Source organism: Microbacterium alcoholitolerans (assembly GCF_050408615.1).
Classification (GTDB): domain Bacteria; phylum Actinomycetota; class Actinomycetes; order Actinomycetales; family Microbacteriaceae; genus Microbacterium.
Map to the genome: position 1 here is coordinate 2,595,747 of NZ_JBNTKD010000001.1, position 23,280 is coordinate 2,619,026.

Consider the following 23,280-nt stretch of genomic DNA (forward strand, 5'->3'; position numbering starts at 1 on the left):
GTCGTGCCGGCGCCGGCACGACGCACCGCCGCGGCACCGTCCGCGCCCAGCTTCGCGATCACGATCGCGCCGTCCGGCATGATCGCCAGCAGACGCTCGACGGCAGAGTCGATGTCGGCGGTGCCCGTGACGCCGGTGAGTTCCTCCTCGTTCCCGAAGAACACGTCCACGTGCGGCATCACGTCGAGGATGCCGCAGTCCCAGCACTCTTCCGGATCGAAGTTGCCGTCGAGCGACGTGCGGATCCCGGCGGCGCGGGCCGCTGCGAACAGAGCCGGAGCCTCCTGGTGCAGGGCGTACTGCAGGAAGTAGCTGCCCACGTGCAGATGAGCCGCGGCGGCGAGATCCTCAGCGTGCACGTCCGATGAGGTGACGGTGCCGATCGAACCGAGCGAGGTCAGGATGGCGCGGTCACCGCCTGGACGGGTCAGATGAGTCGAGGCGCCGGTCGGGATGGAAGCGTCCACCCGCACGCGGGATGTGTCGACACCGCGCCGTACGAGCTCATCGTCGAGGAAGCGGCCGAACGCATCGTCGCCGCGCACACTTACCAGTCGGGTGGGCACGCCGAGGGCTGCCGCTCCGCACGCGGTGATGGCGGACGAGCTCCCCATCGTCAGCGTCGTGCGCGGCACGATCTGCTCGTGCTGACCGAACCGGATCTCGTCGACCTCGACGATCAGGTCGACGCACAGCTCGCCGACGACGAGCAGCTGACCTACGGATGCTGAGGCAGCAGCCATTCGCACCACACCCCTTCCCCGTCGACGCCGAGCCGACGACTCCACTCATTCGCCGCGGTCTCTGCTGACGCGCACGCCGCGCGCATCTTGTCAGAGCCGCGATCCGACCCGTGGATGCTGACGAGCATCCATGATCCCGCTGCCACGTTATCGCTGCCGGCGATGACGCTGTCGGTGTTGGCGACGGTCTCGCGCACCGGCACCGACATCGCGATGACGTCGCCGGGACCGAGGCCGAGGCTCTTCGCGACTGCATCGGCGATGCTCCTCAGGAGACCCCGCTCCTCGGCGTGCGGATGCGCGGCGACCGTGATGAGGGGCATCAGTCTGTCACGAGGACCGAGCGGTTCAGGAACGGCGGGGTGTCGGGGTTCCGCCCCCGCAGTGCGGCCAGCTCGACAGCCAGGCGGTGCACGAGAGGCAGATTCGCCTGCGGATCGAGATCATTCACATAGACGGTTGCTCCGGTCGAGCGCACATCGTCGACGACGACATCTGGGGCGTCTCCCAGGAACCACACGAGGGTGTGCGGTCCCGCGCAGGAGATCGGCCCGTGCTGGTACTCCCACATGGAATACGCCTCAGTCCAGAACCCCGCGGATTCGCGGACCTTGAGCGCGGCCTCCTGGGCAAGGCCGTTCGTCCACCGGTGACCGAGGAAGACGATGTGCTGCACCCGAGACGGGTCGGCGGGGAGCGAGGCCGCGAGTGCGGCGCGGGCATCGTCCACGAGCGACGACGGTGTCTGATCGATGGACGCACGAAGCACGGTGAGACCGGTGGTGGCGAACCGGGTCTGCACGATGGACTTCTCATCAGCGAACGCGAGGTGCACGGTGCGATCGGCGCACAGGCGGCCGAGCGCCGTGTCCGCGTCGCCGATGATGGCGGTGACGCGGTGGGTCGCACCGTAGCGTTCGACGAGTTCGACCACGTCCGCGGTTGTCCCTGAACGCGAGATGACGACGATGTGCTCGTCGTCGTCGATCCAGTCGAGCTCGCTGGGGATCGCGGCCCGTGTGCGCCCGAGGCCCGCGTCGTTGCGGAGGTAGGCGTAGGCGTCTCCCACGTAGTACGACGTGCCGCAGCCGACGACGAGCACCTTCTCACCTGAGGAGGGCAAGAGCTCACGATGCTCCTCTGCGAGGTCGAGGGCCTGCTGCCAGACGTGTGGCTGGCTGGCGAGCTCGGCGCGGGTGATCCTGCCCGGTTCGGCGTTGGTGTCGTTCATCTGGGTGGTCCTTCGAGTCTCTCGGCCGCCACACATCTGGTAGCGATCTGCGCAAAGTCAATCAGAAATGAGCAAAGAATGAAAGTTCTTGACGGAACGCGCTGATTGTTGAATACTGCATAGGCAGACGCCGCAGCATCGAGGCTGCAGCGCGATCACGGAGAAGGAGATCCAAGCGTGAGAATCGGAAATCAGCGCCTGGTCGGCATCGTCGGGCTCGGCGCCGCGAGCGCACTGGTGCTCTCGGGCTGCGCGGGCTTCGGCGGGGGCGGCTCGGGCGCGGGAGACGATCAGACCCTGACCTTCACCACGTGGGGCAGCGAGGCTGAGGAGACCAGCTTCAAGAAACTCATCTCCGACTTCGAGGCGGAGCACGAAGGCGTGGACATCAAGCTCAACGTCGTGCCCTACGACCAGATGTTCTCCAACATCGACGCGCAGCTGTCGTCGGGCGATGCGCCGGATATCTTCCGTGTCGACTATGGCAACCTCGGGGTGTACTCGAGCCAGGGCCAGCTGCTCGACCTCCGCGAGTACTTCACCCAGGACGAGATCGCCGAGTTCACGCCGGCGATGTGGGAGGCGATCTCGTACGATGGGGCGCCCTACGGAGTCCCGCACCAGACGGACGTATCGGCGTTGCTCGTCAACACCGCCATGCTGTCCGATGCCGGCATCGATCCGTCCGCCCTGCCCACCACACAGGAGGATGCCTGGACCTGGGAGGAGTTCGCCGACGTGGCCGAGGAGCTGCGTACCGCGCTCCCGGCGGACAAGTACCCCTTCGTGTACAACTGGCAGCTCGGCGGCGCGCCACGCTGGCTCAGCTGGCTGTTCCAGGCGGACGGGACGTTCCTCGATGGAACGACGGCGACGATCGACTCCGCCGAGGGGGCCAAGGCGCTCGACTTCACGAAGAGCTTCTTCGAGAATGACTGGGTCCCGCCGACGAGCTCCACCAAGGGCACGGTCTACGCCGACTCGCTGTTCACCGAAGGCACCGCCGCGATGGCGTTCATCGGTTCGTTCCTCGTGCCCGACATCGACTACCTCGCGGAATTCGAATGGACGGCCATCCCGATGCCGAAGGATGAGCGCGGTGCGACGGACCTCGGGGGCAACGCACTGGTCGCCACGAAGGACACCGGCAACGCAGATCTCGCGGCCGAGTTCCTCAAGTTCATGGTGTCGACCGAGGCCATGAGCGAATTCTGCGCGAACACGAACGAGCTCCCCACGCGCATCGACCTCGAGGGAGACGCCGTGGAGTTCAAGGTCCGTCCGGATGTCATGCCCGTCTTCGTCGACCAGGCGGCAACCATCGAGCCGCAGGACGTCAAACAACTCACCTCTCCCGCCATGTCAGCGGTGAATACCGCCCTGCAGGATCAGCTGGAGGCGGCCTTCATCGGTGGTCAGTCGACAGCGGACACGCTGGCGAAGCTGTCGACAGCGATCGAGGAGGCCGCGCAGTAATGACTGTCCTGACCACCCGCGATCGGGCCGGCGCAGCGACGTCGACCCGACCGCGGGCGGCCCGGCGCAAGGCCCGGCTGCGCGAATCGCTCGTCGGCTGGGGCTTCGCCGCGCCGAACCTCGTCCTCATGACGCTGTTCCTGTTCGTCCCGATCGTCTGGGCGCTCATCATCTCCTTCCAGGAGACGAAGGGCTTTGGCGATCCCGACTGGGTCGGCCTCGACAACTACGCCACCCTGGTCACAGACCCGGTCTTCTGGCAGAGCCTGCTGAACACGATGGTCTTCACGATCGCGACTGTGCCGATCGAGCTCCTGGGCGGGCTCGGTCTCGCGGTGCTGTTGAACTCGGTGCTCCCGGCTCGAGGGCTGTTCCGCACGATCATCGTGCTCCCGATGGTCATCTCCGGCGTCGCGTCGGGCATGATCGCGGTGATCCTGTTCTACGAGTCGAACGGCCTCGTGAACAAGGTGCTGCAGGCCATCGGTCTCGATTCGATCGGCTGGCAGTCCCAGGGCACGCCGGCGATGATCTCGGTGATCATCGCAGCGATCTGGCTGCGGCTCGGCTTCAACATGATCATCTACCTGGCCGGGCTCCAGTCGATCTCGCCCGAACTGTACGAGGCCGCCCGCATCGATGGCGCCAGCCGCTGGCAGCAGTTCCGCTCCGTCACCGTTCCACTGGTCGGCCCCTCGACGTTCTTCCTCCTCATCATGAACGTCATCGCCTCGTTCCAGGTCTTCGATCTCATCTTCGTCATGACCGGTGGCGGCCCCGGAAACGCCACCTCGGTCCTCGTGACCTACGCGTATCGCAACGGCTTCCAGATCAGGGAGCAGGGGTACGGCGCCGCGATCGGCATCGTCATCCTGCTCATCACGCTCCTCTTCACCTTCATCCAGTGGAAGACGAGCCGGACCAGAGACCTCGCGGAGTAAGGACGCATCATGGCTGAAACCACCACCGTCGTCCAGATCGCGGACGCTGCGATCCTCGGAGACAAGGGCGCCGCCAGGGTGCAGCGGCGTCGACGCCGACACGCCGACGGGCGCAAGGGCATCGTATGGCGCACACTCATCGCGTCGGTCGTGTCGCTCCTGGTCGTCTTCCCTCTGTATTGGATGCTCGTCGTCGCCTTCTCACCCCGCGGCGAGGTATTCCAGCCTGGACTGCGCCTGTGGCCGAGCACCCTGACACTGGAGAATTTCGTCAAGGTGTTCAATCGCGTGCCGGTCCTGGACTGGCTCGGCAACTCCATCGTGATCGGCGCGTTCGTCACCGTGCTGACTGTGACTGTGAATCTGCTGGCGGGCTATGCATTCGCGCGGCTGCGCTTCGGCGGACGCAACGCAGTGTTCCTCCTGGCTCTGGCGACCATGATGATCCCGGTGCAGGCGATCATGGTCGCGCAGTTCAAGCTCGTCTCGGGCTTAGGGATCTACGGGACGTACTGGGGTGTGATCTTCCCCGCCGCCGCAGCGGCCTTCGGCATCTTCCTCGCCCGCCAGTTCTTCATCGGCATCCCCGACGAGATCATCGAAGCGGCCCGCATCGACGGCGCCGGCCACCCGCGCATCTTCCTGCAGGTGGTGCTGCCACTGTGCAAGCCGCTGATCGCGGTGCTCACGCTGCTCACTCTCATGGGAAGCTGGAATGAGTTCGCCTGGGCGCTGATCGCGCTCAAGGACAACGCACTGTTCACCCTTCCGATCGGACTGCTGTACCTGAAGAATCAGACGTCGCCCGACTACAACGCGATCATGGCGCTCGCGCTGATCTCGGTGCTGCCGATGGTGCTGCTGTTCATCTTCTTCCAGCGCTACTTCGTGCAGGGCTTCGCCCGGAGCGGGATCAAATGACACTCACCTATCTCTGCACACTGCCGTTGCCGGATGCGTGGTTCGATGAGTTGCGCAGTCGGATGCCCGAGGTCGACATCCATCGGATGAGGCCGGAGGATGATCCGGATGCCGACGTGCTCGCTCAGGTGGACCTGCTGCACACGAGCGAGTGGCTCCCGCACGCCGCGGATGCCCCAGAGCTCAAGCTCGTGCAGCTGGATACCTCCGGAGTAGACCACGTGCGCGGGTCATCGGTGTGGGAGAGCGGGGTGGCCATCGCGACGCTCGGCGGGATCGCGCCGGTGCCGATGGCAGAGTACGCGCTCATGTCGATCCTCGAGCTCGCGCACCGGATGCCACTCATCGCCGGCCACCGGCAGGCTCGCACTTGGCCTTCCAACTCGGATCGCCTCGCGAAGCTCACGCCGCGCAGCCTTCCCGGCGCGACCGTGGGGATCGTCGGCTATGGCCGCATCGGCCGCGAGATCTCACGGTTGGCCACCGCGTTCGGGATGCAGGTGCTGGGCGTCAGTCGTTCGGGCACCCGCGTGGTCGCGGGGGAGAAGTTCGACACCGGGCGCCAGTCGATCGAGGGCGATCTCGCCGAGCTGTTCCCTGTCGAACGCATCGACGAGGTGCTGCGACGCAGTGACTACCTTGTCGTCGTGGTGCCGCTCACGGAATTGACCCGAGGGCTCATCGGGCAGGCGCAGCTCGATCTGCTCCCGCCGGGAGCATGTGTGGTGAACATCGCCCGCGGCGGCATCGTCGATGAGACGGCGCTGTTGGAGCGCCTGCGGGATGGGAGCCTGGGCGGCGTGGCGCTGGACGTGTTCGACGAGGAGCCGCTTCCATCCGATTCGGTCTGGTGGACGGAACCAGGCGCGCTGGTGACGCCACACGTGGCCGGACTCGCACCGCAGTATCATGCACAGACACTCGACCTCGTTGTCGAGAACCTGACTCGACTGGCCGAGAATCGGCCCCTGCTGAATGAGGTGGACCGTGCAGCCGGCTACTGAGCATCTGATCGGGCCGAAGCGCCAGCGCGAGCTTCTCAACTACATCCGCACCTATGGTGCAGGGTCTGTCAGTGAGATGGCGAAGATGCTCGGCGTCAGCACGTCGACCGTCAGGCGCGATCTCAACGAGCTGCAGGACAGGAAGCTCATCGCGCGCGTGCACGGCGGCGCCGCCCAGGTCGAGGACGATGTGGAGCCGCTGCGGCCCCAGCGCGAGATCGCCTTCGCGGAAGAGAAGCAGCGCATCGGGCGAGCGGCCGCCGCGCACATCACGCCGAACTCGACGGTCCTGATCACCGGCGGCACGACCACCGAGGCGATGCTGCCGTTCCTCAGCGGCATTCGCGGTCTCACCGTACTCACCAACAGCCTGACGGTCGTCAGCAGGCTGTCGCAACTGGTCGACATCGACGTCATCGTGCTCGGAGGCCTTCTGCGCCGCAGTGAGATGAGTCTGCTCGGCCATCTGACGATCGCAGGCCTGGACGAGTTCGGAATCGATCGGGTGTTCACGGGTGCGTTCGGCGTCGATCCGGAGATGGGACTGACCGGAACGAACCTGTCCGAGACGCAGACCGACCGGTCGCTCGCCTCGTCGGCGCGAGAGCTGCTCGTGCTGGCCGATCACTCCAAGCTGGCGCGCCGCGGCCCCGCCCGCCTGGTTCCGACCGACGGGATCTCCCGCCTGATCGTCGACGACGGAGCGGATGCCGACGTGCTGGAGCGCATGCGCGGTGCAGGGGTCACCGTCGAGACCTGCTGATCCCGCCCGCAGTCTCGACCGCAGGAGCCGGCGTGAGCCTGCCCGCGAACGACGCGCCCGACACACTTCTCGACATCCACAGGATCGTCATCCACACACAATCGGAGGTAGGAACACATGTCTGCAACCGTGCAGGGACCGTCGTCTCACGACGGCGAGCCGAGCGCAGCCGCGCTGCTGGAGGCCGGTGACATCGTCGGGCTCATGCGTGCATGCCACGACCGTCGCCTCGAGCGCGAGGGCATCCCCATGGTGCTCGGGCTCGCCGACGAGCGTGGCACCGCCATCCCGACCGCCGCGTCTGGTGCTCAACGAGCCGAAGGCACGGCATTCCTCGAGGTTCTCGATCGCTACCGCGACGCGCTGGTGCCCTGGGCGCGCCCAGACGACGAGGGCGCGGTCATCACGGCGATGCAGGTGCTCGCCTACACGCACTTCGCGCCGGGCGCTCGACCCCTCTCGGACGCCCCCGCATCGGATCTGGAAGGAACATCCGCATGACTCGCCCCTCGTTCGACGCTCAGCGGGAACAGCTGGCCAATGGTCATTTCATCCGCGTCGTCAACTATCACTCCACGCCCCGCGGCGCACGCGCCGAACTCGAGCGGGAGTTGGCAGGCTTCGCGCGCGACTATGCGCCGGTCACGCTCGCCGACCTCGACCGGCTGTTCGACACCGGCGTGTGGCACAAGGACAAGCCGGGATTGATCCCCGTGTTCTACGAGGGCTACCGCAACTCGGTCTCAGTGGCGGCGCCGCTGTGCGACGAGTACGGCCTGACGGGCTGGTTTCCGATCGCGACCTCCTTCGTCGACTGTGCCCCGGAGCACCAGGAGGCCTTCGCCCGAGCGCATTGGATCTCGCTCGTGGAGGAGGACACCAAGGGCGGCCGGATCGCGATGAACTGGGATGAGGTGGCTGAGGTCTCCAAACGTCACGTCGTGTTCCCGCACACCGCGCATCACGAAGGATTCGACAGCGCGCTGTCCGAGGAGGACATCCGTCGAGAGGTCGTCGATTCCAAGGCGCAGCTCGAGGCAGTGACGGGAAAAGAGGCGCCGGCCTTCGTGTGGCTGCACGGCTCGTCGTACGGCCAGAGTCCTCGCCATGACGAAGCGGTGAAGGATGCCGGCTATCGCTACCAGTTCGCGAACACGATGATCCACCGCGTCAACTGACCGCAACTGTGTCGATCGACCGGGGGCGCGCGTCGTGCACTCGACGCGCGCCTGCGGTTCTCAGATGCCGGAGTCAGGGACGGCGAGGTGACGGACCCGGCCGCTCCGGTCACGCCAAGCGAGCTCGGTCGTACCTCCGTTGCGCGTCGACTGCGCTGCCCGCGCAGTGCCGCTCGCGACGTCCGTGATGCCCTGACCTTGCAGTGCCCGCTCCGCCGAACCGTCGTCGAAGACGGGTGGCTGCGATGACGCACGCCACATGCGGTCGGGATAGCCATCTGTCCCAGAGACCAGCGACGCGGATGAGCCGCCTGTGAGCTCCAGTGAGACGTGGAGCACGCCGCCGTCGTGCGTAAGACGGAACCGCCGCACGGATGCCGCGACGTCGCGCACACGGCGCTGGAAGCCCGGTCCAGGGGACCAGTACCAGCTCTCCAGCGTGCCCGCATCCGTCAGGGCTACGACTTCGAGGTGGTCCGGGCCGAGCGTCGACTGGACGATCTGTGCGTCGACGAAGTGTCGCCCGCTGGCGAAGGCGAGGCCGGCGCTCCAGCACCCGGCGGGCACGTCCGGTGACTGCAGTGGATCTTCGGCCTCGTCGGCGTTGAACCAGAAGACCCACAGGCCGTCGCGCGAATCGCACGCGAGGAGTTCGAGGTTTCCGCGAGCCCCGTACCGGCCCTGGGTGAGACTGACTGGGCCCGAGGTGGGGCGCCCAGCGCCGACCACAATGACGTTCTCTGAATGCATATGCTTATTCTTGCTCATTTGTGGATGTTTATGACAACATGGTGTCCATCACCCTTTCGAAGGAGAAACATGAGAGTCGCCAGAGCCGTCGTCGAGGGGCAGCCCCGCATCGTCGTCACCCATGCCGGTGTGTCACGGGTCGCACCGGAGTCGTATCCCGACGACGCGCTGATCGCGCTCGGCGAGACCGCGGAGGCGGTTGCGGGCTGGACTGAGGCGGATCTCGACAGCCTGGAACTCCTCGCACCGGTGTCCGGCGCCGGAAAGATCATCGCGGTCGGACTGAACTACGTCGACCACACAGCCGAGACCGGCATCGCCCAGCCGGAGCGCCCGCTCACCTTCGCCAAGTACGTCACCTCGCTGACAGGCCCGACCGCTGACGTCGTGATCCCCGACCATCTCACCCAGGGCGTCGATTTCGAAGCGGAGCTCGCTCTCGTCATCGGGCGTCGCTGCGGTGGTGATACGCCGGCCACCCTCGACGACGTCGTCGCCTATACAGTCGCCAACGACGTGTCGGCACGGGATGTGCAGTTCGGCGATGTGCAGTGGACGCGAGGAAAGTCGTTCGACACGTTCACCCCCCTCGGCCCGTGGCTGATCTCCGCCGACGAGTTCGGATCCCCAGGCGGACACCGCATCTACGCCGAGGTCGACGGCATGCTCTTCCAAGAGGACGACACGGCCGAGATGATCTTCGACGTGCCCACGATCCTCGCATTCGTCAGCGACGGGGTCACGCTCGAGCCGGGAGATCTCATCCTCACAGGGACCCCCGCCGGAGCGGGCGGATTCCGCACTCCGCCGCAGTACCTTCGACACGGGCAGGTCGTCGTCGCCGGTGTGGAGGGCATCGGCGAGTTGCGAAACCGCTTCGTCCACCGCTCACAGCTCACCGCCTGACCGTCATGTCCAGCGATCGGAGTACCACGATGAACACCTCAGACCGCCGCATCCTCGTCCTCATCGGCGCCGGATCCGCCGTTTTCACCCGCGGACTTCTCGCGGATCTCATCAGCGCAGAGGATCTCGGCGCGTGGGAGATCCGCCTCGTCGACGTCGATGAGACCGCCCTGAACGTGGCCGCGGACCTCGCCGAGGCGATGGTCGCAGCGCGCGGTGCCGGCGAGACCATCCGCGTTGTCCGTTCGACAGACCGACGGGCGGTGCTGCCGGGGGCCGACTTCATCGTGACGTGCGTCGGCGTGGGCGGGCGGCCCGCGTGGCAGCTCGACCATGAGATCGTGCAGCGCCATGGCGTCCACCAGCCGGTCGGCGACTCGATCATGCCCGGCGGCATCTCGCGGCTGCTGCGCACGACCCCCGTGCTCGTGGAGATCGCGCAGGACATCGCCGACCTCGCCCCTGATGCGTTCTTCTTCAACTACTCGAACCCGATGACTGCGAACGTGCAGGCCATCCACCAGGAGACCGGCGTCGACGTCGTCGGGCTGTGCCACGGCATGCACCACATCCAGCGCGAGCTCGCGCAGCTCATCGATGCTCCCTTCGAAGAGACGTCGACCCTGTACGCCGGCATCAACCACCTCACGTTCATCTACGACTTCCGGTGGAAGGGACGGGACGCGTGGCCGCTGATTCGCGAGCGCGTGCAACGTGAACTCGCCGAAGCGCCCGATCCGGCCGACATCGGCAACATCTTCTACGACAAGCCGACCGCATGGCACAATCCGTTCGCCTGGGAGCTGTTCGACCGCTATGGCGCGTTCGCGGCGGCCGGGGACCGGCACGTCGTGGAGTTCTTCCCCGAGCGCTTCGCGAGTGGGGATTATTACGGCAAGAAGCTCGGTATCGACGCATTCAGCCTGCCGGAGATCCTGGAGTGGGGCGAGAGCCGCTACCAGGGCATGAAGCGCCAAGCACTCGGCGAGGAGCCGCTCGACCAGTCGATCTTCGAGCGATCGGGCGGAGAACAGGAGCAGCTGATCGCGATCATCCGCTCGATCACGTTCGACTCGCGTGAGATGTTCAGCTGCAACGTCGTGAACGGCGGCGCCGTGCCCGGCCTCCCGGAATGGTCGGCCGTCGAGATCCCTGGGGTTGCCACGGCACGCGGCATCCGCCCTGTCTCGGTTCCCGATCTCGGCAAGCCGCTCACCGCGATCCTCGCCCGGCGCCTGACGTCCGTGGATCTGGCGGTCGAGGCGGCGCTGAACGGCGACCGTGACCTCGTCGTCGAGGCGATGATCGCCGACGGCGCGATCTTCGACGCCGACCGTGCGGCCGCTCTCACCGATGATCTGATCGCCGCACAGTCGCAGCATCTGCCGAGGTTCGCATGAGCGCGAGGAATCTCGGATCGACGTCGGAGCCGCATGATCCACTCGTCGCGCGGCAGTGGGGCGAGGGCCTGCGCAGTCAGCAGTGGTTTGGCGCCGAGGGCAAGACCGGCTTCATGCACCGTTCATGGCTGCGCAGTGAGGGGTTGCCGGACGATTCGTTCCGCGGACGGCCGATCATCGGCATTGCGAACTCGTGGAGCGAGCTGACCAGCTGCAACATCCACCTCCGCGCGCTTGCGGAGCATGTCAAGCGGGGCATCTGGCAGGCGGGTGGTGTGCCGTTCGAGTTCCCCACGACATCGGCGGGAGAGCCCATCGCGCGTCCGACCGCGATGCTGCTGCGAAACCTGATGGCGATGGACCTCGAGGAGACGCTGCGGGCTAATCCGCTTGACGGCGTCGTGCTGCTCGCTGGCTGCGACAAGACGACGCCGGCGTACCTGATGGGCGCGGCATCCGTCGACCTCCCCGCCCTGCTGATCACCGGCGGGCCGATGCTGAACGGCAAGCACCGCGGTGCGGATATCGGTTCGGGAACGTCGGTATGGAAGTTCACCGAGGCGTATCGTGCCGGGCTGATCGATGACACGGCGATCACCGAAGCAGAGGGGTGCATGGCGCGCAGCCAGGGGCACTGCCAGACGATGGGTACGGCATCGACGCTGGCCTGCGTATCGGAGTACATGGGCATGCAGCTTCCGGGCACGGCCTCGCTGCCCGCCAACGACTCGCGCCGCGCGACGGCCGCGCACCTCGCGGGGCGACGGATCGTGGAGATGGTCGCCGAGGATCTGCGGCCCTCTAAGATCCTCACGCGCGAGGCGTTCGAAAACGGCGTGCGGGCGAACGCCGCACTCGGTGGATCGACGAATGCTGTGATTCACCTGCTGGCACTCGCCCGCCGGGTCGGCGTCGAACTTACGATCGACGACTTCGACACCCTCGTGCGTGACGTACCGGTGCTCGCCGACCTCATGCCCAGCGGCCGGTTCCTCATGGAGGACTTCGAGTACGCCGGGGGCACGGCGGGCTTCGCCGAGACCCTCGGCGACCTGCTGCATCGCGATGCGCTCACAGTGACAGGCTCCACGCTCGGCGAGAACTACGAGGGTGCCGAGGTGTTCAACCGCGAGGTCATCCGTCCGCTGGAGCGCCCGGTGAAGCCGGTCGGCTCGGGCATCGCGGTGCTGAAGGGCAACCTGGCTCCCCGCGGTGCGGTGATCAAGCAGTCCGCCGCCGCCCCGGAGCTCATGCAGCACACGGGTCGTGCGCTCGTGTGGGACTCGCTACAGGCCTATCTAGCGGATGCCGAGAACCCGGACCTCGACGTGACGCCCGACGACATCCTTGTCGTGCGCAATGTCGGGCCGAAGGGGTATCCCGGCATGCCAGAGGTCGGCAACCTCGCCCTGCCGAGAAAGATCCTCGAGGCCGGGGTCACCGACATGATCCGCATCTCGGATGCCCGGATGAGCGGCACATCATACGGAACGGTCGTGCTGCATGTGGTGCCTGAGGCTGCTGTCGGCGGACCGCTCGCGCTGATCCGCACCGGCGACCTGGTGACGATTGATGTCGCCGGCCGATCGCTGCACATGCACGTGGAGGACGCTGAGATCGCGGCCCGCCGAGCCGCATGGCGTGTGCCGGAGGTGCCGGGCAGCGAGCGAGGCTGGACCCGCCTGTACATCGAGCACGTGACACAGGCGGACGAGGGGCTCGACCTGGACTTCTTGCAGGGGCGCTCGGGTGCGGCGGTCGGACCACAGGCGTTCTAGTGTGAAGCGTATGGACGCGGTGCTGGTCATCGGGGCATCCGGCATACTCGCGCCGGCTGCCGCGGCGCTTGCGTCGCGCGGGACGCAGGTGACGGGTGTGGCGCGCACTCGACGGATGCCCGCTGGCGTCGAACCGCTGTACATCGACGCCGCATCGGAAGACGCGCTGTCTGCTGCACTCGGCGACAGGCGGTGGTCGGCCGCAATCGTGTACGAGCCGGCCGTGTCGCCGCTCACGCTCGAACTGATCACGTCCGCGGTGGACCGCATCGTGCTCGTGCGGACGACTGCGGCCGTCGGCCCGTCCCGTGGGGAACCCGCTTCGGCATCCGAGGTGCTTCAGCTCGGCTGGACGTGCGGACCCGGACCCGCCCGCTGGCACACGCCGGAGGAGGTCTCCGCGGCCGCGCTGGAGGTGCTCGTTGACGGGCAGCCGCGCGTTCTCGGCGAGATCCGGCCATGGAGCCGCAGGCCGTGACGTGAGCGCAGCACTTCGATTCGCGCCTGGTGCCCGCGATGTCGTAAGCTGGACGACGGTGACGTGTCCGAGCGGCCGAAGGTGCAACTCTCGAAAAGTTGTGTAGGGTAACCCCCTACCGTGGGTTCAAATCCCACCGTCACCGCCAGATCGAAGGCCCCGACTCCCCTAGAAAACACTAGGGAGGCGGGGCCTTCGTCATGATCGGTTCACGACGAGCGGTAACGCAGTGGTAACAGGTCGTGGTCGCCGCCCCCGCGAGGGGCCTCAAGCCGGTAGATTCGCGTCGGCGCAGAATGCCTCACCAGGCGGGGGAACGAACATGACCAACGGTACTCAATCGGTTCCCGCCGCTTGGCACACCGATCCTTCCGGGCGGAATCAGTATCGCTACTGGGACGGTGTCATCTGGACTGACTGGATTGCAAACGACGGTGTTCAAGGGAACGACCCGCTCATCCAGCCTCTCGTACCTTCCACAGCTGTGGGAAAGGCCGCTGTGGAAGAACCGGTCGAGCGCGAGAAGACCATGGAACCGCAGCGACGGACTCGAAGCGGGTATCTACTGCTGGGCGGAGACGGATACCCGAACACGGAGGTCGCCGGTGAGTTCGCCCGCATGGCCAGCATTCACAAGGCGATTGGCCGGAAGCCGAGGCGAGACGAAGAGATCGAGCGCATGGATCTGATTGCCGCTCTTGTTCCAGAACCGACCAATCCGCATGACAAGAACGCAGTCATGGTGCAGATCAACGGTCAGCACGTCGGATACCTGGAAAAGGAAACTGCAGCGCTGTACGTATCCGCGATCCGCGATGTGTGGGACTCCGGACACGTTGCGGCGACTGGAGCGCGCATCTGGGCATCGGCACGGCAGTCGTGGGACTCGTCACGAAAACTGAAGTATGTGGCACGCGTCTCGATCGCCTTGAACGAGCCACATCTCGTGCTGCCGTTGAATGAACCGCCGGCCATCGATTACAGCATTTTGCCCTGGGGTACCGCGCTTCAGGTCACAGGCGAAGAACAGCATCAGGATGTCCTCTCGAACTTCGTAACTTTAGCTGGCGATGGAATCGCCCTTGGCACGCTAGCCGTGATCGAAAGCGGGTCCGTGCGTGCGCCGAAGACGCTGATCGAGATTCGGCTCGATGGCGAGCGGATCGGTCAGCTCACTTCGGCGTCGAGCCAGCACTTCGTTCCGACCGTTCGTCACCTCGAATCGCAGGGACTGAGAGCAGCGGCCTGGATCAGGGTGAAGGGGAGCGCGATCGCCGCCCAAGCCACGATCCAAGCTGCCAAGGCGCACGAGTTGCCAGCAGATTGGTTCGCGGAGCCCAGTACGGTTCCGGCCCTGAACCGAAGCACGGGGCCAGCGACCACCTGACGCCAGGTACTGCTTCACCTCGGGCCTCTCGCGTCGTTCGACTACTCAGTCGACCCGAGACTCACTTGGTCACGAGTGTCTCATGGTAGCGGCTGCGCTCTTCGACATCGACGCGCGTGAGCTGATCGCCGTCCGCGAGGACGTCGGCCGGCACAACGCCGTCGACAAGGTGATCGGGTGGGCTGCACAGCAGGGACGCCTGCCCCTGCGACGCACGGCGCTGCAGGTGTCGGGGCGGGCGAGTTTCGAGCTCGTGCAGAAGGCGGTGATGGCGGGCATCCCGATCCTCTCCGCAGTCTCGGCGCCGTCCTCACTCGCGGTCGATCTCGCCGACTCGGCCGGCCTCACGCTCCTCGGCTTCGTGCGCGATCCGTCGCTGGTGGTCTACGCGCACGATCGCCGCATCGCCACAGCCTGATCCGACCGCCACAGCTTGATCCGACCGCGACAGCCTGATCCGACCGCGACAGCGCAAGCGCCATTTCCACGGCCGCACAGCGGCGGCACGCGAGCGCGCCGCCGTACCCTGGCAGTGACGACCACGAGGGGCGGCCATGTCTTCTGAACTCAGCACGCAGGCATCCGACGCCGTCGCGCCCGACCGAGGCGCGCGTCTGTTCCGACCGGGCGCCGGCACGGCGTTGTTCTGGATCGCGGCGGCTCTCATCGCGTGGGTCGTGTCGTTCCTGCTGTACCTGGAGTACATCGGACAGCTGACCGACGCCGCCCCGATCGTGTCATGCGACATCAACCCGGTCGTCACCTGCGGGCCCAATCTGCTGGCGCCCGCCGGCAACCTGCTCGGCTTCACGAACGCCATCATCGGCATGGTCGCCTTCGTCGGCCCGATCCTCGCCGGGATCGGCGTGCTCGCCGCCCCGAGCGGGCTGCGCGCCTGGTACTGGCGGGTGTATGCGGTGTGCGTGCTCGGCGGATTCGCGCTGGTGCACGTCTTCGCCTATCGCAGCGTGTTCGAGTTCGGATCGCTCTGCCCGTGGTGCATGGTCGTCTGGCTGATGACCATCCCGCTGTTCTGGTCAGTCGCGGCGTGGAGCCTGCGCGCGGGCGTGTGGGGCAGGGCACTGCGCGGTGCTGGTGCGCTCATCGGCCGCTGGATCGTGCTGATCGTCGTGCTCGACTACGCCGCCATCGCGGTATCGGCCCAGCTGCGCCTGGATGTCCTCGGCGCGTTCTTCTGAGGCACCGGCTGTCATCCCAGAGAGCCCGGGCTTGCAGGTTTCTCGCGAGACGTCAAGGCGGGGGACAGCGGCGACGCCTGCGCCTAACGTCGATGCCAGCCGGTAAGAACAACCGCGCGGTCAAGGAGCGATCGATGAGCACGATCGGGGAGCATCCCACCGAGGCCCTGCTCGACGGCCGATACCATCTCGGCCCCTGCATCGGACGCGGCGGAACAGCCGTCGTCTACCGGGCGGAGGACAGATCTCTCGGGCGCACGGTCGCCGTCAAGCTTCTGCGACAGGGCGCCGACGAGACACCGTCGGACACCGAGCGCGCGCACCGCGAAGTGGGCGTGCTCGCCGGGTTGAACCATCCGTCGCTGGTCACCCTCTACGACGCTCGCCTGGACCCCGGGCACCCGCGCTACCTGGCCATGGAGTACGTCGACGGCCCGACTCTGGCGGCGCGCCTCGACAAGGGCGTGCTCTCCCGGGAAGAGGCGGCGGCGCTCGCTCACGATGTCGCCAGAGCCCTTCAGGTCGTGCACGCCGCCGGGGTCGTCCATCGTGACGTCAAGCCGTCCAATGTGCTGCTCGCGCCACCGCTTCAGGCCGGGCGGCGCTGGACCGCGAAGCTCACCGACTTCGGCATCGCGCACGAGGTCGAGGATGCGCGCTCGACGTCACCGGGAATCATCATCGGCACCGCCGCATACATGGCGCCTGAGCAGGTGCGGGCCGAGGAGCTCACGCCGGCCGTGGATATCTACTCACTCGGGCTCGTGCTCATCGAATCGCTCGCGGGGGAGCCTGCGTTCCCCATCTGCAACGGAATCCAGACGGCCCTGAGCAGGCTCACCAACGAGCCTGCCATTCCTGAGTCGATCGATGAGGAATGGCGAGAGCTGCTCACCTGGATGACTCGCGCGGAGCCGAGCGCGCGTCCCTCCGCCGACCAAGTCGCCGAAGCGGCGGCCGCGCTCATGGGAGACGCGTCCGGCCGAACGGACACAGCGCCGGCGCTGCCGTTGCCGCTTCTGCTGGGAGGATCGGCGGAAGAGCCGGGCGCCGCGGCGCCTCCGGCGACGCGCGAATACCCGACGTCTTCAGTCGCGAGCCCCGGAGGGCGCCGCGGGCTGCGCTACGCGGCTGTCGCCGCGGCGGGCGTCATCGCGGTGTCCGCTGCGGTCATCTCGTGGTCGGCTTCCCTTGCCTCACCGCCGGCGACGCGCCTTGTGACGTTCGTGCAGGATTCTCCGAGTCCGGTGCAGGATTCTCCGCAGCCGGATGCCAGTGAGGTGGCATCCGATGACGCTGTCGAGCCCGACGAGTCCGTCGACGCGACGACTGCCGGAACCGATGCCCAGAGCCCGCAGGAGCCGGCGAGCGTCCAGAACCAGAACAACGCGCCCAACCCGAACAAGGGCCCGGGGAACAACTCCGGCAACGGCTCCGGCAGCGATCGGCCCCCCAGAGGCAATGGCGACGGCGGGTAGGCGCGCGCTGCGCCGCGGTCAGCGGTAGTACGGATAGTTCGGGTACTGGTACCCCGGCACCCAGAACGGCCCGACCCCGTAATAGTCGAGAATGCCGCCGTAATTCTCCCGTTCGATGACGAGCTCCGGGTCGTACACGGGGGCGCCCGAGACGTGCTCACGGGTCTGGTCGATGCGCACCTCGTCATCGGTGATCGAGGTGATCGCGTCGACGGGCACGAACACCTTCTCCTGTCCGATGCCGAGGAACCCGCCCGAGGCGACCTCGACGAGCCTCACCCTGCTCTCGTCTTCGTCGATGAGCAGATCCTTGATCGTGCCGAACTCCTCGCCGTCGCGGTCGAGCACGCGCCGTCCGCGGATGTCCTCATCGGTAGTGCTGATGCGCTCGGCGCTTTCGCTGAGCTTGACCAGCGTTCCTGGGTCCTGTGCGTTCATGGTGCTTCCCTCCCAGTGTCTTCCAGGTCTGTCTGCGGTCCGCCGACGACCCCGATGCCCACCGCCTGGTGATCCGGGTCCGGATCGTGCTTCTCCGGGGCTTTCGGCTCTTCGCCGGGCTCCTTCTCGGTGCTCGGCTCCTCGACGTCCTCCGCGTACTCGCCCGGCGTTGTGGCGTCGTCGTCGCTGTGCTCGTTCTCGCCCATGACTCCGGCTCCTTTCTGTCTGGCATCAGGGTCTCAGCAAGCCATCGTGCTGTGGTCCCCGTTGACACTCCGCGAGCGAACGGCTATCGAACGGTGCCAGGTTCAGTCGAGCAGGTCGGCCACCAGCGTCTCGATCCGCGCCCGGATCTCATCTCGGATCGGACGCACCGAGTCGATGTCCTGGCCGGCCGGATCCTCGAGCGCCCAGTCCTCGTAGCGCTTGCCGGGGAAGATCGGGCAGGCGTCGCCGCAGCCCATCGTGATGACGACATCCGAGGCCTTCACAGCGTCGGTGGTGAGGATCTTGGGTGCTTCGGCGGTGATGTCGACGCCCGCCTCGCGCATCGCGGTGACGGCGACGGGATTGATCTGATCCGCCGGCATCGAGCCCGCCGACCGCACTTCGATGCGGTCGCCCGCGAGATGACGCAGGAAGCCGGCGGCCATCTGGGATCGCCCCGCGTTGTGCACGCAGACGAAGAGCACGGAGGGTCTCTGACCAGTCACGTGAGTTCAGGATCCGCTCTCGTCGCGCCCGGCCCACCAGCCGATGACGTGGCCGATGTGGCGGTGCATCACGGCTTCGGCCTTCTCGGCGTCGCCGGATTCGAGCAGATCCAGCAGCTCGTGGTGTTCGGCGGCCGATTTCGACAGCTCTTCGGTGGCCAGCATGCTCGCGAGCCCAGGCAGGCGGGTCTCTTTGCGAAGCTGTGAGATGAGGCTGGTCAGCCGGGGGTTGTCGCTGTGCGCGTTGACGGCCTCGTGGAAGGCGCGGTCGGCTTCCAGGTAGGTCGTCAGGTCACCTTTCGCGGCGCCCTCGACGATGGCATCCGCCGTCGCCCGCAGGTCGGAGTACGCGTCGGCCGGGATGTCGCCGGCGAGCTGGCGCATCAGCGCCGGCTCGAGCAGCCGGCGCACGGCGACGATGTTCGTGACGTCCTCGTCACGGATGGTCGTCACGCGGAATCCCTTGTTGCGCACGGCCTCGACGAAGCCGAGCTTCTCGAGGTTCAGCATGGCTTCGCGCACCGGTGTCGCCGAGACGTTGAACCGCGCCGCGAGCGCGGGCGCGGAGAACAGTTCGCCGGGGGCCATCTCGCCGGAGCGGATCGCGGCTTCGAGCGCGACCTCCACGCGTTCGCGCAGATTCAGCACGGGCTGAAGCGGGGTGACGACGGAAGAGTTCATGTGCTGCCGATCGGAGAAGTGTAGGCAGTGCCATTTGGTATGGCACTGCCTACGAAACTAGCACCCGCTCAGGCGCCGTAGCCCTTCGCCGCAGCTTCCTTCGTGTCGGCGATGATGGTGTCGGCGACATCCTTCGGCAGCGCCAGACGCGGCGGGCGGCTCGGGCCGCCGTACAGACCCAGCACGTCCATCGAGAGCTTGATCGACTCGACGAACTCGGTCTTGGTGTCCCAGCGCAGCAGCTTGTGCAGGTCGCGGTAGATGACCTTCGCCCGCTCGAGGTCGCGCACGTCGCCAGAGGTCGAGAGACGGAACAGCTCGACGGTCGCCTTCGGGATCGCGTTGGGGTAGCCGGCGACCCAGCCGACAGCGCCGGCGATGCCGACCTCGAGCACGCTGTCATCGGTGCCGATGAGGATGTCGATCGACGGCGCGAGCTCCTTGATCTCGTAGATGCGGCGCGGATCGCCGGTGAACTCCTTGACGCCGACCATGTGTCCGTCGGCGTGGATCTCGGCGATGAGGTCGGGGACGAGGTCGACCTTGGTGTCGATCGGGTTGTTGTACCCGACGATGGGCAGGCCGACCTCGGCGACGGTGGCGTAGTGGTGCTTCACCTGCTCGCGGTTCGCACGGTAGGTGTTCGGCGGCAGCAGCATGACGCAGTCCGCGCCGGCTTCAGCGGCCTGCTCGGCCCAGTGCGCTGACTGCAGCGCGCCGTACGCGCCGACGCCGGCCATGACCGAGAAGCCCTCGGGTGCGGCATCCACGGCGGTCTTGATGACCTGCGCGCGCTCCTGCTCGCTGAGGGTCTGGTACTCGCCGAGCGAGCCGTTGGGGGCGATGCCGTCGCATCCGTTGTCTGCGAGGAAGCGGACATGATCGGCGAACCGGTCGTAGTCCACCGAGAGATCCTCCTTGAACGGGAGGGCGGACGCGACGATCACGCCGTGCCAGGGAGCCTTCTGAGACATCCTTGTTCCTTTCCAGCTGATGCGGCATGAGCGCCGTGCATAACATGTAACATACTACATGACCGAAGTCATCCACCGTTCCACGCCGGCGGCATCGATCGGCAGCTCAGAACTGAGCACCTCGTGGCCGTCGTCCGTCACGACCACATCGTCCTCGATCCGCACCCCGATGCCCCGCAGCTCCGGCGGAACCGTCTCATCCCAGGCGTGGAAGTACAGACCCGGCTCGACGGTCAGCGCCATGCCCGGCCGCATCTTCGCCTCGAAGTACTGGTCGTAAGAGGACGCACCGCAGTCGTGCACGTCCAGGCCGAGATGATGACCGACACCGCAGACGATGTACCGGCGGTGGTGCTGGCCCTCGGCCGACAGCGCCTCATCGACCGAGACCGGCAGCATGCCCCAATCCGACAGCCCGTTCGCGAGCACCTCCATGCACGCGGTGTGGAAATCGCGCCAGTCCCGCCCAGGGGCGACCGCGTCAAGACCCGCACGGTGCGATCGCTCGACGAGATCGTGCACCTCGCGCTGCGCGGTGCTGAAGCGCCCGCTCGCTGGAATCGTGCGTGTGACATCAGCGGTGTATCCGCTGCGGTTCTCCACTCCCATGTCGAGCAGCAGCAGGGCATCCGGATCGACAGGGCTCTCCGCGCGCACCCAGTGCAGGATGGGCGCGTTCGAGCCCGACCCGACGATCGACGCGTAACCCGGCGCCTGCCCCACGGTGCGCGCGTGCCGATCGAACGTGCCCTGCAGCCAGCGCTCGCCGCCGAACTCCACAGCTCGCGGAATCTCTCTGCGCACCGCGGCGAAGCCGTCGACGGTGTGCTGAACGGCTGATCGCAGCTCGGTCAGCTCCCAGGCATCCTTCTCGATCCGCAGCTCGGCGAGCGTGCGCGCGAGCAGCACCGACCGCGCGCGCCCACCCAGTCGCGCGCCGGGCCCTCTGCCGACGACGGAGTGGCCGGCGATCAGCGCATCGTCCGGAGCGTCGAACTCATCGATCGGACGCACGCGCAGATCGAGAGCGGATGCCAGTTCGGCAACACCCGGCTGCGGGCCGACCCAAAGCTCGCCATGAGCGGCGTCAGCGTGGAACGCCGCTGCCCCCGGCCGCGCCGGCGGGGTGATGTAGAGCGTGGCGTCATGGCCGCCGGAGGTCGGCGTCATGACGAGCACGCCGTCCTCGACGGCGAATCCGGTCAGCCACAGGAAGTCGCTGTGCGCGCGGAAGTCGAAGAACGAATCGTTCAGCCGGGCGTGCGCCCGCCCTGCCAGCACCACGAGCATCCGACCGGGAAGAGCGGCTGACAGTCGCTCCCGATGGTGGCGGGCGGCGTCCGCCGCGCCGGGCTCGACACGAGGCGCGCGATCGGCGTCGCCCCATCCTGTGCGCATCCACTCCGAGAAGCCGGGGGCCTGCGCCAGCGACGGCATCCGCGGATCATTCGCACTCGCGCGCGCGTTCGGGATGCTGCCCTCCCAGTCCACGACGTGCACGGTGTCGTCGTAGCGGGGCGAGTGGGTGTGGCTGCTCGTCATGACAATGCTCTTTCCTTCGCTGTGCCGCCGAGGCGATGCTCCAGCGCGGTGAACAGGCGCTCTGCGACCCCGTCCCGAGCGATGCCGTCGTGCTCGTGCTCGTTGGTGACCCAGGCGTTCACCCCGCCGACACTGCGCGCCGTCTCCAGGGACAGCCCCGCGTCGACGTACATGTCGTCGAAGTACACGACCGCCTCGACGGGAACGACGTTGGATGCCAGGCGTGCGCTGTCGTACAGGTCGATCGGCCACTCGCGCGTCGCGAGCGCCTCGACGCCGGCGCGGAACCCGCGCAGCGCGCGGATCTCGTCGAACATCCACGGGAACACCATCTCGCCGGTGAGCTGCAGCGGACGGGCGGACTCGTCGAACCCCGGATGCCGGTCGCGCTCGCGCTGCGCGGCCCAGCCGGTCGGTCCCGGGCCGTAGATGCTCTCCTGCAGGGCGATGAACAGCGGGTTGGCGGCGAAGGCCGTCGCGGATCCGACGGTGGCGAGGAACGTGTCACTCAGCCGCGTCTCCGCCCGGTCGGCGAAGGCCTCGTCGAACAGCCAGTGCACCCGCTCGAAGCCGGGTCCCATGCCGAAGTCGAGCCCGAGGGTCTGCAGGCGCCGCACCGTGAGGCGGTCGCCATCGGCCAGCAGCACCTGCTCGCTCTGCAGCAGGTCCGCGACCTTCCCGATGCGCTCCGCGAGGTGCGGTGCGCGCTCGCGGAACCGGCGATTCTTCTCCGCGACGCGGGGAAAGGTGCGCCGGTACACCTCGGCGGCGTCGGGTGCGATGGAGGGCAGGCCGCCGGCGACGGCGGAGGCGACGATGGCATCCGGCGCGGTGGAGAGGTAGTGCAGGGTCAGGAAGCCGCCGTAGCTCTGACCGATCGTCCACCACTGCCGACCTTCATAGTGCGCGGCGCGAAGCGCCTCGAAGTCGCGCACGATCGAGTCCGCGCGATGCAGCGAGAGCCGACGCGCCGCCTCATCGGCCGGCAGCGTCGCGAACTGCGCGCCGGCCAGCGGGGTCGAGCGGCCGGTTCCGCGCTGGTCCGGAACGATGAGCCGGAATCGCGAGAGCGCGGCGTCCACCCATGCGTCGCGTCCGAGCGGACGCACGCCCTTGCCGCCCGGGCCGCCCTGCAGGTGGAGCAGCAGCGGCAGATCGTCGCTGCGGCGCTCCGCGGCGACGAACTCGCGGGCGAACAGCTCGATCGTCTCGCCTTCGGGATCGCTCCAGTCCAGCGGAACCGTGGTCCAGACGTCCCGGGCGACGATGTCCCTGCCGATCAAGTACTCCGCGCTCATG

The 23,280-nt window shown here is 67.1% G+C and carries 25 protein-coding genes, 1 tRNA gene and 1 pseudogene; 16 read left to right on the plus strand and 11 right to left on the minus strand.

Annotation, left to right across the window (positions count from 1 at the left end; all coding sequences use genetic code 11):
• The 3 genes from ACQUSX_RS12425 to ACQUSX_RS12435 all read right to left on the minus strand — a co-directional run.
• The coding region (locus ACQUSX_RS12425; protein ID WP_428929974.1) for a carbohydrate kinase family protein at positions 1-743 on the minus strand (743 nt) is incomplete at its 3' end.
• Positions 719-1,066, minus strand: a complete 348-nt coding sequence (locus ACQUSX_RS12430) for a hypothetical protein (RefSeq protein WP_428907226.1) — start codon at positions 1,064-1,066, stop codon at positions 719-721. The genes ACQUSX_RS12425 and ACQUSX_RS12430, both read right to left, overlap by 25 nt.
• On the minus strand, positions 1,066-1,974 hold the full coding sequence (locus ACQUSX_RS12435; protein ID WP_428907227.1) for an SIS domain-containing protein: 909 nt from the start codon (positions 1,972-1,974) through the stop codon (positions 1,066-1,068). The genes ACQUSX_RS12430 and ACQUSX_RS12435 overlap by 1 nt, the downstream gene beginning before the upstream one ends.
• A 177-nt stretch (positions 1,975-2,151) precedes the next feature.
• Here ACQUSX_RS12435 and ACQUSX_RS12440 point away from each other — a divergent pair, with 177 nt between their 5' ends.
• The 7 genes from ACQUSX_RS12440 (at position 2,152) to ACQUSX_RS12470 (ending at position 8,257) form a co-directional block, all read left to right on the plus strand.
• A complete protein-coding gene (locus ACQUSX_RS12440; protein ID WP_428907228.1) occupies positions 2,152-3,450 on the plus strand; it encodes an ABC transporter substrate-binding protein in 1,299 nt (432 codons plus the stop codon).
• Entirely contained in the window at positions 3,450-4,391 is a 942-nt protein-coding gene (locus ACQUSX_RS12445) for a carbohydrate ABC transporter permease (protein ID WP_428907229.1), read from the plus strand. The genes ACQUSX_RS12440 and ACQUSX_RS12445 overlap by 1 nt, the downstream gene beginning before the upstream one ends.
• Positions 4,392-4,400: 9 nt before the next feature.
• The gene (locus ACQUSX_RS12450) at positions 4,401-5,312 is read left to right on the plus strand and encodes a carbohydrate ABC transporter permease (protein WP_428907230.1); all 912 of its coding nucleotides are present in this window, start codon (positions 4,401-4,403) and stop codon (positions 5,310-5,312) included.
• Positions 5,309-6,316 carry a D-2-hydroxyacid dehydrogenase gene (locus ACQUSX_RS12455; RefSeq protein ID WP_428907231.1) on the plus strand — a complete coding sequence of 336 codons (1,008 nt, stop codon included), beginning with the start codon at positions 5,309-5,311 and terminating at the stop codon, positions 6,314-6,316. The genes ACQUSX_RS12450 and ACQUSX_RS12455 overlap by 4 nt, the downstream gene beginning before the upstream one ends.
• A complete protein-coding gene (locus ACQUSX_RS12460; protein WP_428907232.1) occupies positions 6,300-7,079 on the plus strand; it encodes a DeoR/GlpR family DNA-binding transcription regulator in 780 nt (259 codons plus the stop codon). Before ACQUSX_RS12455 ends, ACQUSX_RS12460 begins: the two co-directional genes overlap by 17 nt.
• 117 nt (positions 7,080-7,196) lie before the next feature.
• Positions 7,197-7,580: a hypothetical protein gene (locus ACQUSX_RS12465; RefSeq protein WP_428907233.1), complete on the plus strand. Its 384-nt coding sequence runs from the start codon at positions 7,197-7,199 to the stop codon at positions 7,578-7,580.
• Entirely contained in the window at positions 7,577-8,257 is a 681-nt protein-coding gene (locus ACQUSX_RS12470; RefSeq protein WP_428907234.1) for a polysaccharide deacetylase family protein, read from the plus strand. The genes ACQUSX_RS12465 and ACQUSX_RS12470 overlap by 4 nt, the downstream gene beginning before the upstream one ends.
• A gap of 60 nt (positions 8,258-8,317) precedes the next feature.
• Here ACQUSX_RS12470 and ACQUSX_RS12475 read toward each other — a convergent pair whose 3' ends face one another.
• A complete protein-coding gene (locus tag ACQUSX_RS12475) occupies positions 8,318-9,007 on the minus strand; it encodes a hypothetical protein (RefSeq protein ID WP_428907235.1) in 690 nt (229 codons plus the stop codon).
• A 69-nt stretch (positions 9,008-9,076) separates the two neighbouring features.
• Between ACQUSX_RS12475 and ACQUSX_RS12480 the strand changes: the two genes are divergently transcribed.
• The 9 genes and pseudogenes from ACQUSX_RS12480 (at position 9,077) to ACQUSX_RS12520 (ending at position 17,633) form a co-directional block, all read left to right on the plus strand.
• Positions 9,077-9,913, plus strand: coding sequence for a fumarylacetoacetate hydrolase family protein (locus ACQUSX_RS12480; RefSeq protein ID WP_428907236.1), 837 nt, complete (start codon positions 9,077-9,079; stop codon positions 9,911-9,913).
• A 29-nt stretch (positions 9,914-9,942) separates the two neighbouring features.
• Positions 9,943-11,313, plus strand: a complete 1,371-nt coding sequence (locus ACQUSX_RS12485; RefSeq protein WP_428907237.1) for a family 4 glycosyl hydrolase — start codon at positions 9,943-9,945, stop codon at positions 11,311-11,313.
• Positions 11,310-13,091, plus strand: coding sequence for an IlvD/Edd family dehydratase (locus tag ACQUSX_RS12490; RefSeq protein WP_428907238.1), 1,782 nt, complete (start codon positions 11,310-11,312; stop codon positions 13,089-13,091). Before ACQUSX_RS12485 ends, ACQUSX_RS12490 begins: the two co-directional genes overlap by 4 nt.
• 1 nt (position 13,092) lies before the next feature.
• A complete protein-coding gene (locus ACQUSX_RS12495; RefSeq protein WP_428907239.1) occupies positions 13,093-13,569 on the plus strand; it encodes a Rossmann-fold NAD(P)-binding domain-containing protein in 477 nt (158 codons plus the stop codon).
• Positions 13,570-13,626: 57 nt separating this feature from the next.
• Positions 13,627-13,717 (plus strand) — tRNA-Ser (locus tag ACQUSX_RS12500).
• Positions 13,718-13,891: 174 nt separating this feature from the next.
• The gene (locus ACQUSX_RS12505; RefSeq protein WP_428907240.1) at positions 13,892-14,956 is read left to right on the plus strand and encodes an HIRAN domain-containing protein; all 1,065 of its coding nucleotides are present in this window, start codon (positions 13,892-13,894) and stop codon (positions 14,954-14,956) included.
• 88 nt (positions 14,957-15,044) lie between these two features.
• A pseudogene (locus ACQUSX_RS12510) lies at positions 15,045-15,374 on the plus strand (formate dehydrogenase accessory sulfurtransferase FdhD); the annotation flags it as partial.
• A gap of 136 nt (positions 15,375-15,510) precedes the next feature.
• On the plus strand, positions 15,511-16,155 hold the full coding sequence (locus ACQUSX_RS12515; RefSeq protein WP_428907241.1) for a vitamin K epoxide reductase family protein: 645 nt from the start codon (positions 15,511-15,513) through the stop codon (positions 16,153-16,155).
• A 134-nt stretch (positions 16,156-16,289) separates the two neighbouring features.
• Positions 16,290-17,633, plus strand: a complete 1,344-nt coding sequence (locus tag ACQUSX_RS12520) for a serine/threonine-protein kinase (RefSeq protein ID WP_428907242.1) — start codon at positions 16,290-16,292, stop codon at positions 17,631-17,633.
• Between the two features lie 18 nt (positions 17,634-17,651).
• Here the strand turns inward: ACQUSX_RS12520 and ACQUSX_RS12525 are convergent, their stop codons facing one another.
• The 7 genes from ACQUSX_RS12525 to ACQUSX_RS12555 form a co-directional block, all read right to left on the minus strand.
• The gene (locus ACQUSX_RS12525) at positions 17,652-18,071 is read right to left on the minus strand and encodes a PRC-barrel domain-containing protein (protein WP_428907243.1); all 420 of its coding nucleotides are present in this window, start codon (positions 18,069-18,071) and stop codon (positions 17,652-17,654) included.
• The gene (locus ACQUSX_RS12530) at positions 18,068-18,277 is read right to left on the minus strand and encodes a hypothetical protein (protein WP_428907244.1); all 210 of its coding nucleotides are present in this window, start codon (positions 18,275-18,277) and stop codon (positions 18,068-18,070) included. The genes ACQUSX_RS12525 and ACQUSX_RS12530 overlap by 4 nt, the downstream gene beginning before the upstream one ends.
• 102 nt (positions 18,278-18,379) lie before the next feature.
• Complete coding sequence (locus ACQUSX_RS12535; RefSeq protein ID WP_428907245.1) at positions 18,380-18,784, minus strand: arsenate reductase ArsC; 405 nt, start codon at positions 18,782-18,784, stop codon at positions 18,380-18,382.
• Positions 18,785-18,790: 6 nt separating this feature from the next.
• Positions 18,791-19,465: a GntR family transcriptional regulator gene (locus tag ACQUSX_RS12540; protein WP_428907246.1), complete on the minus strand. Its 675-nt coding sequence runs from the start codon at positions 19,463-19,465 to the stop codon at positions 18,791-18,793.
• 68 nt (positions 19,466-19,533) lie between these two features.
• Positions 19,534-20,439 (minus strand): dihydrodipicolinate synthase family protein, encoded by a 906-nt coding sequence (locus ACQUSX_RS12545; RefSeq protein WP_428907247.1) that lies wholly within the window; start codon positions 20,437-20,439, stop codon positions 19,534-19,536.
• A gap of 54 nt (positions 20,440-20,493) precedes the next feature.
• Complete coding sequence (locus tag ACQUSX_RS12550; RefSeq protein ID WP_428907248.1) at positions 20,494-21,981, minus strand: aminopeptidase P family protein; 1,488 nt, start codon at positions 21,979-21,981, stop codon at positions 20,494-20,496.
• Positions 21,978-23,279 carry an alpha/beta fold hydrolase gene (locus ACQUSX_RS12555; protein ID WP_428907642.1) on the minus strand — a complete coding sequence of 434 codons (1,302 nt, stop codon included), beginning with the start codon at positions 23,277-23,279 and terminating at the stop codon, positions 21,978-21,980. The genes ACQUSX_RS12550 and ACQUSX_RS12555 overlap by 4 nt, the downstream gene beginning before the upstream one ends.
• Position 23,280 lies beyond the last annotated feature (1 nt).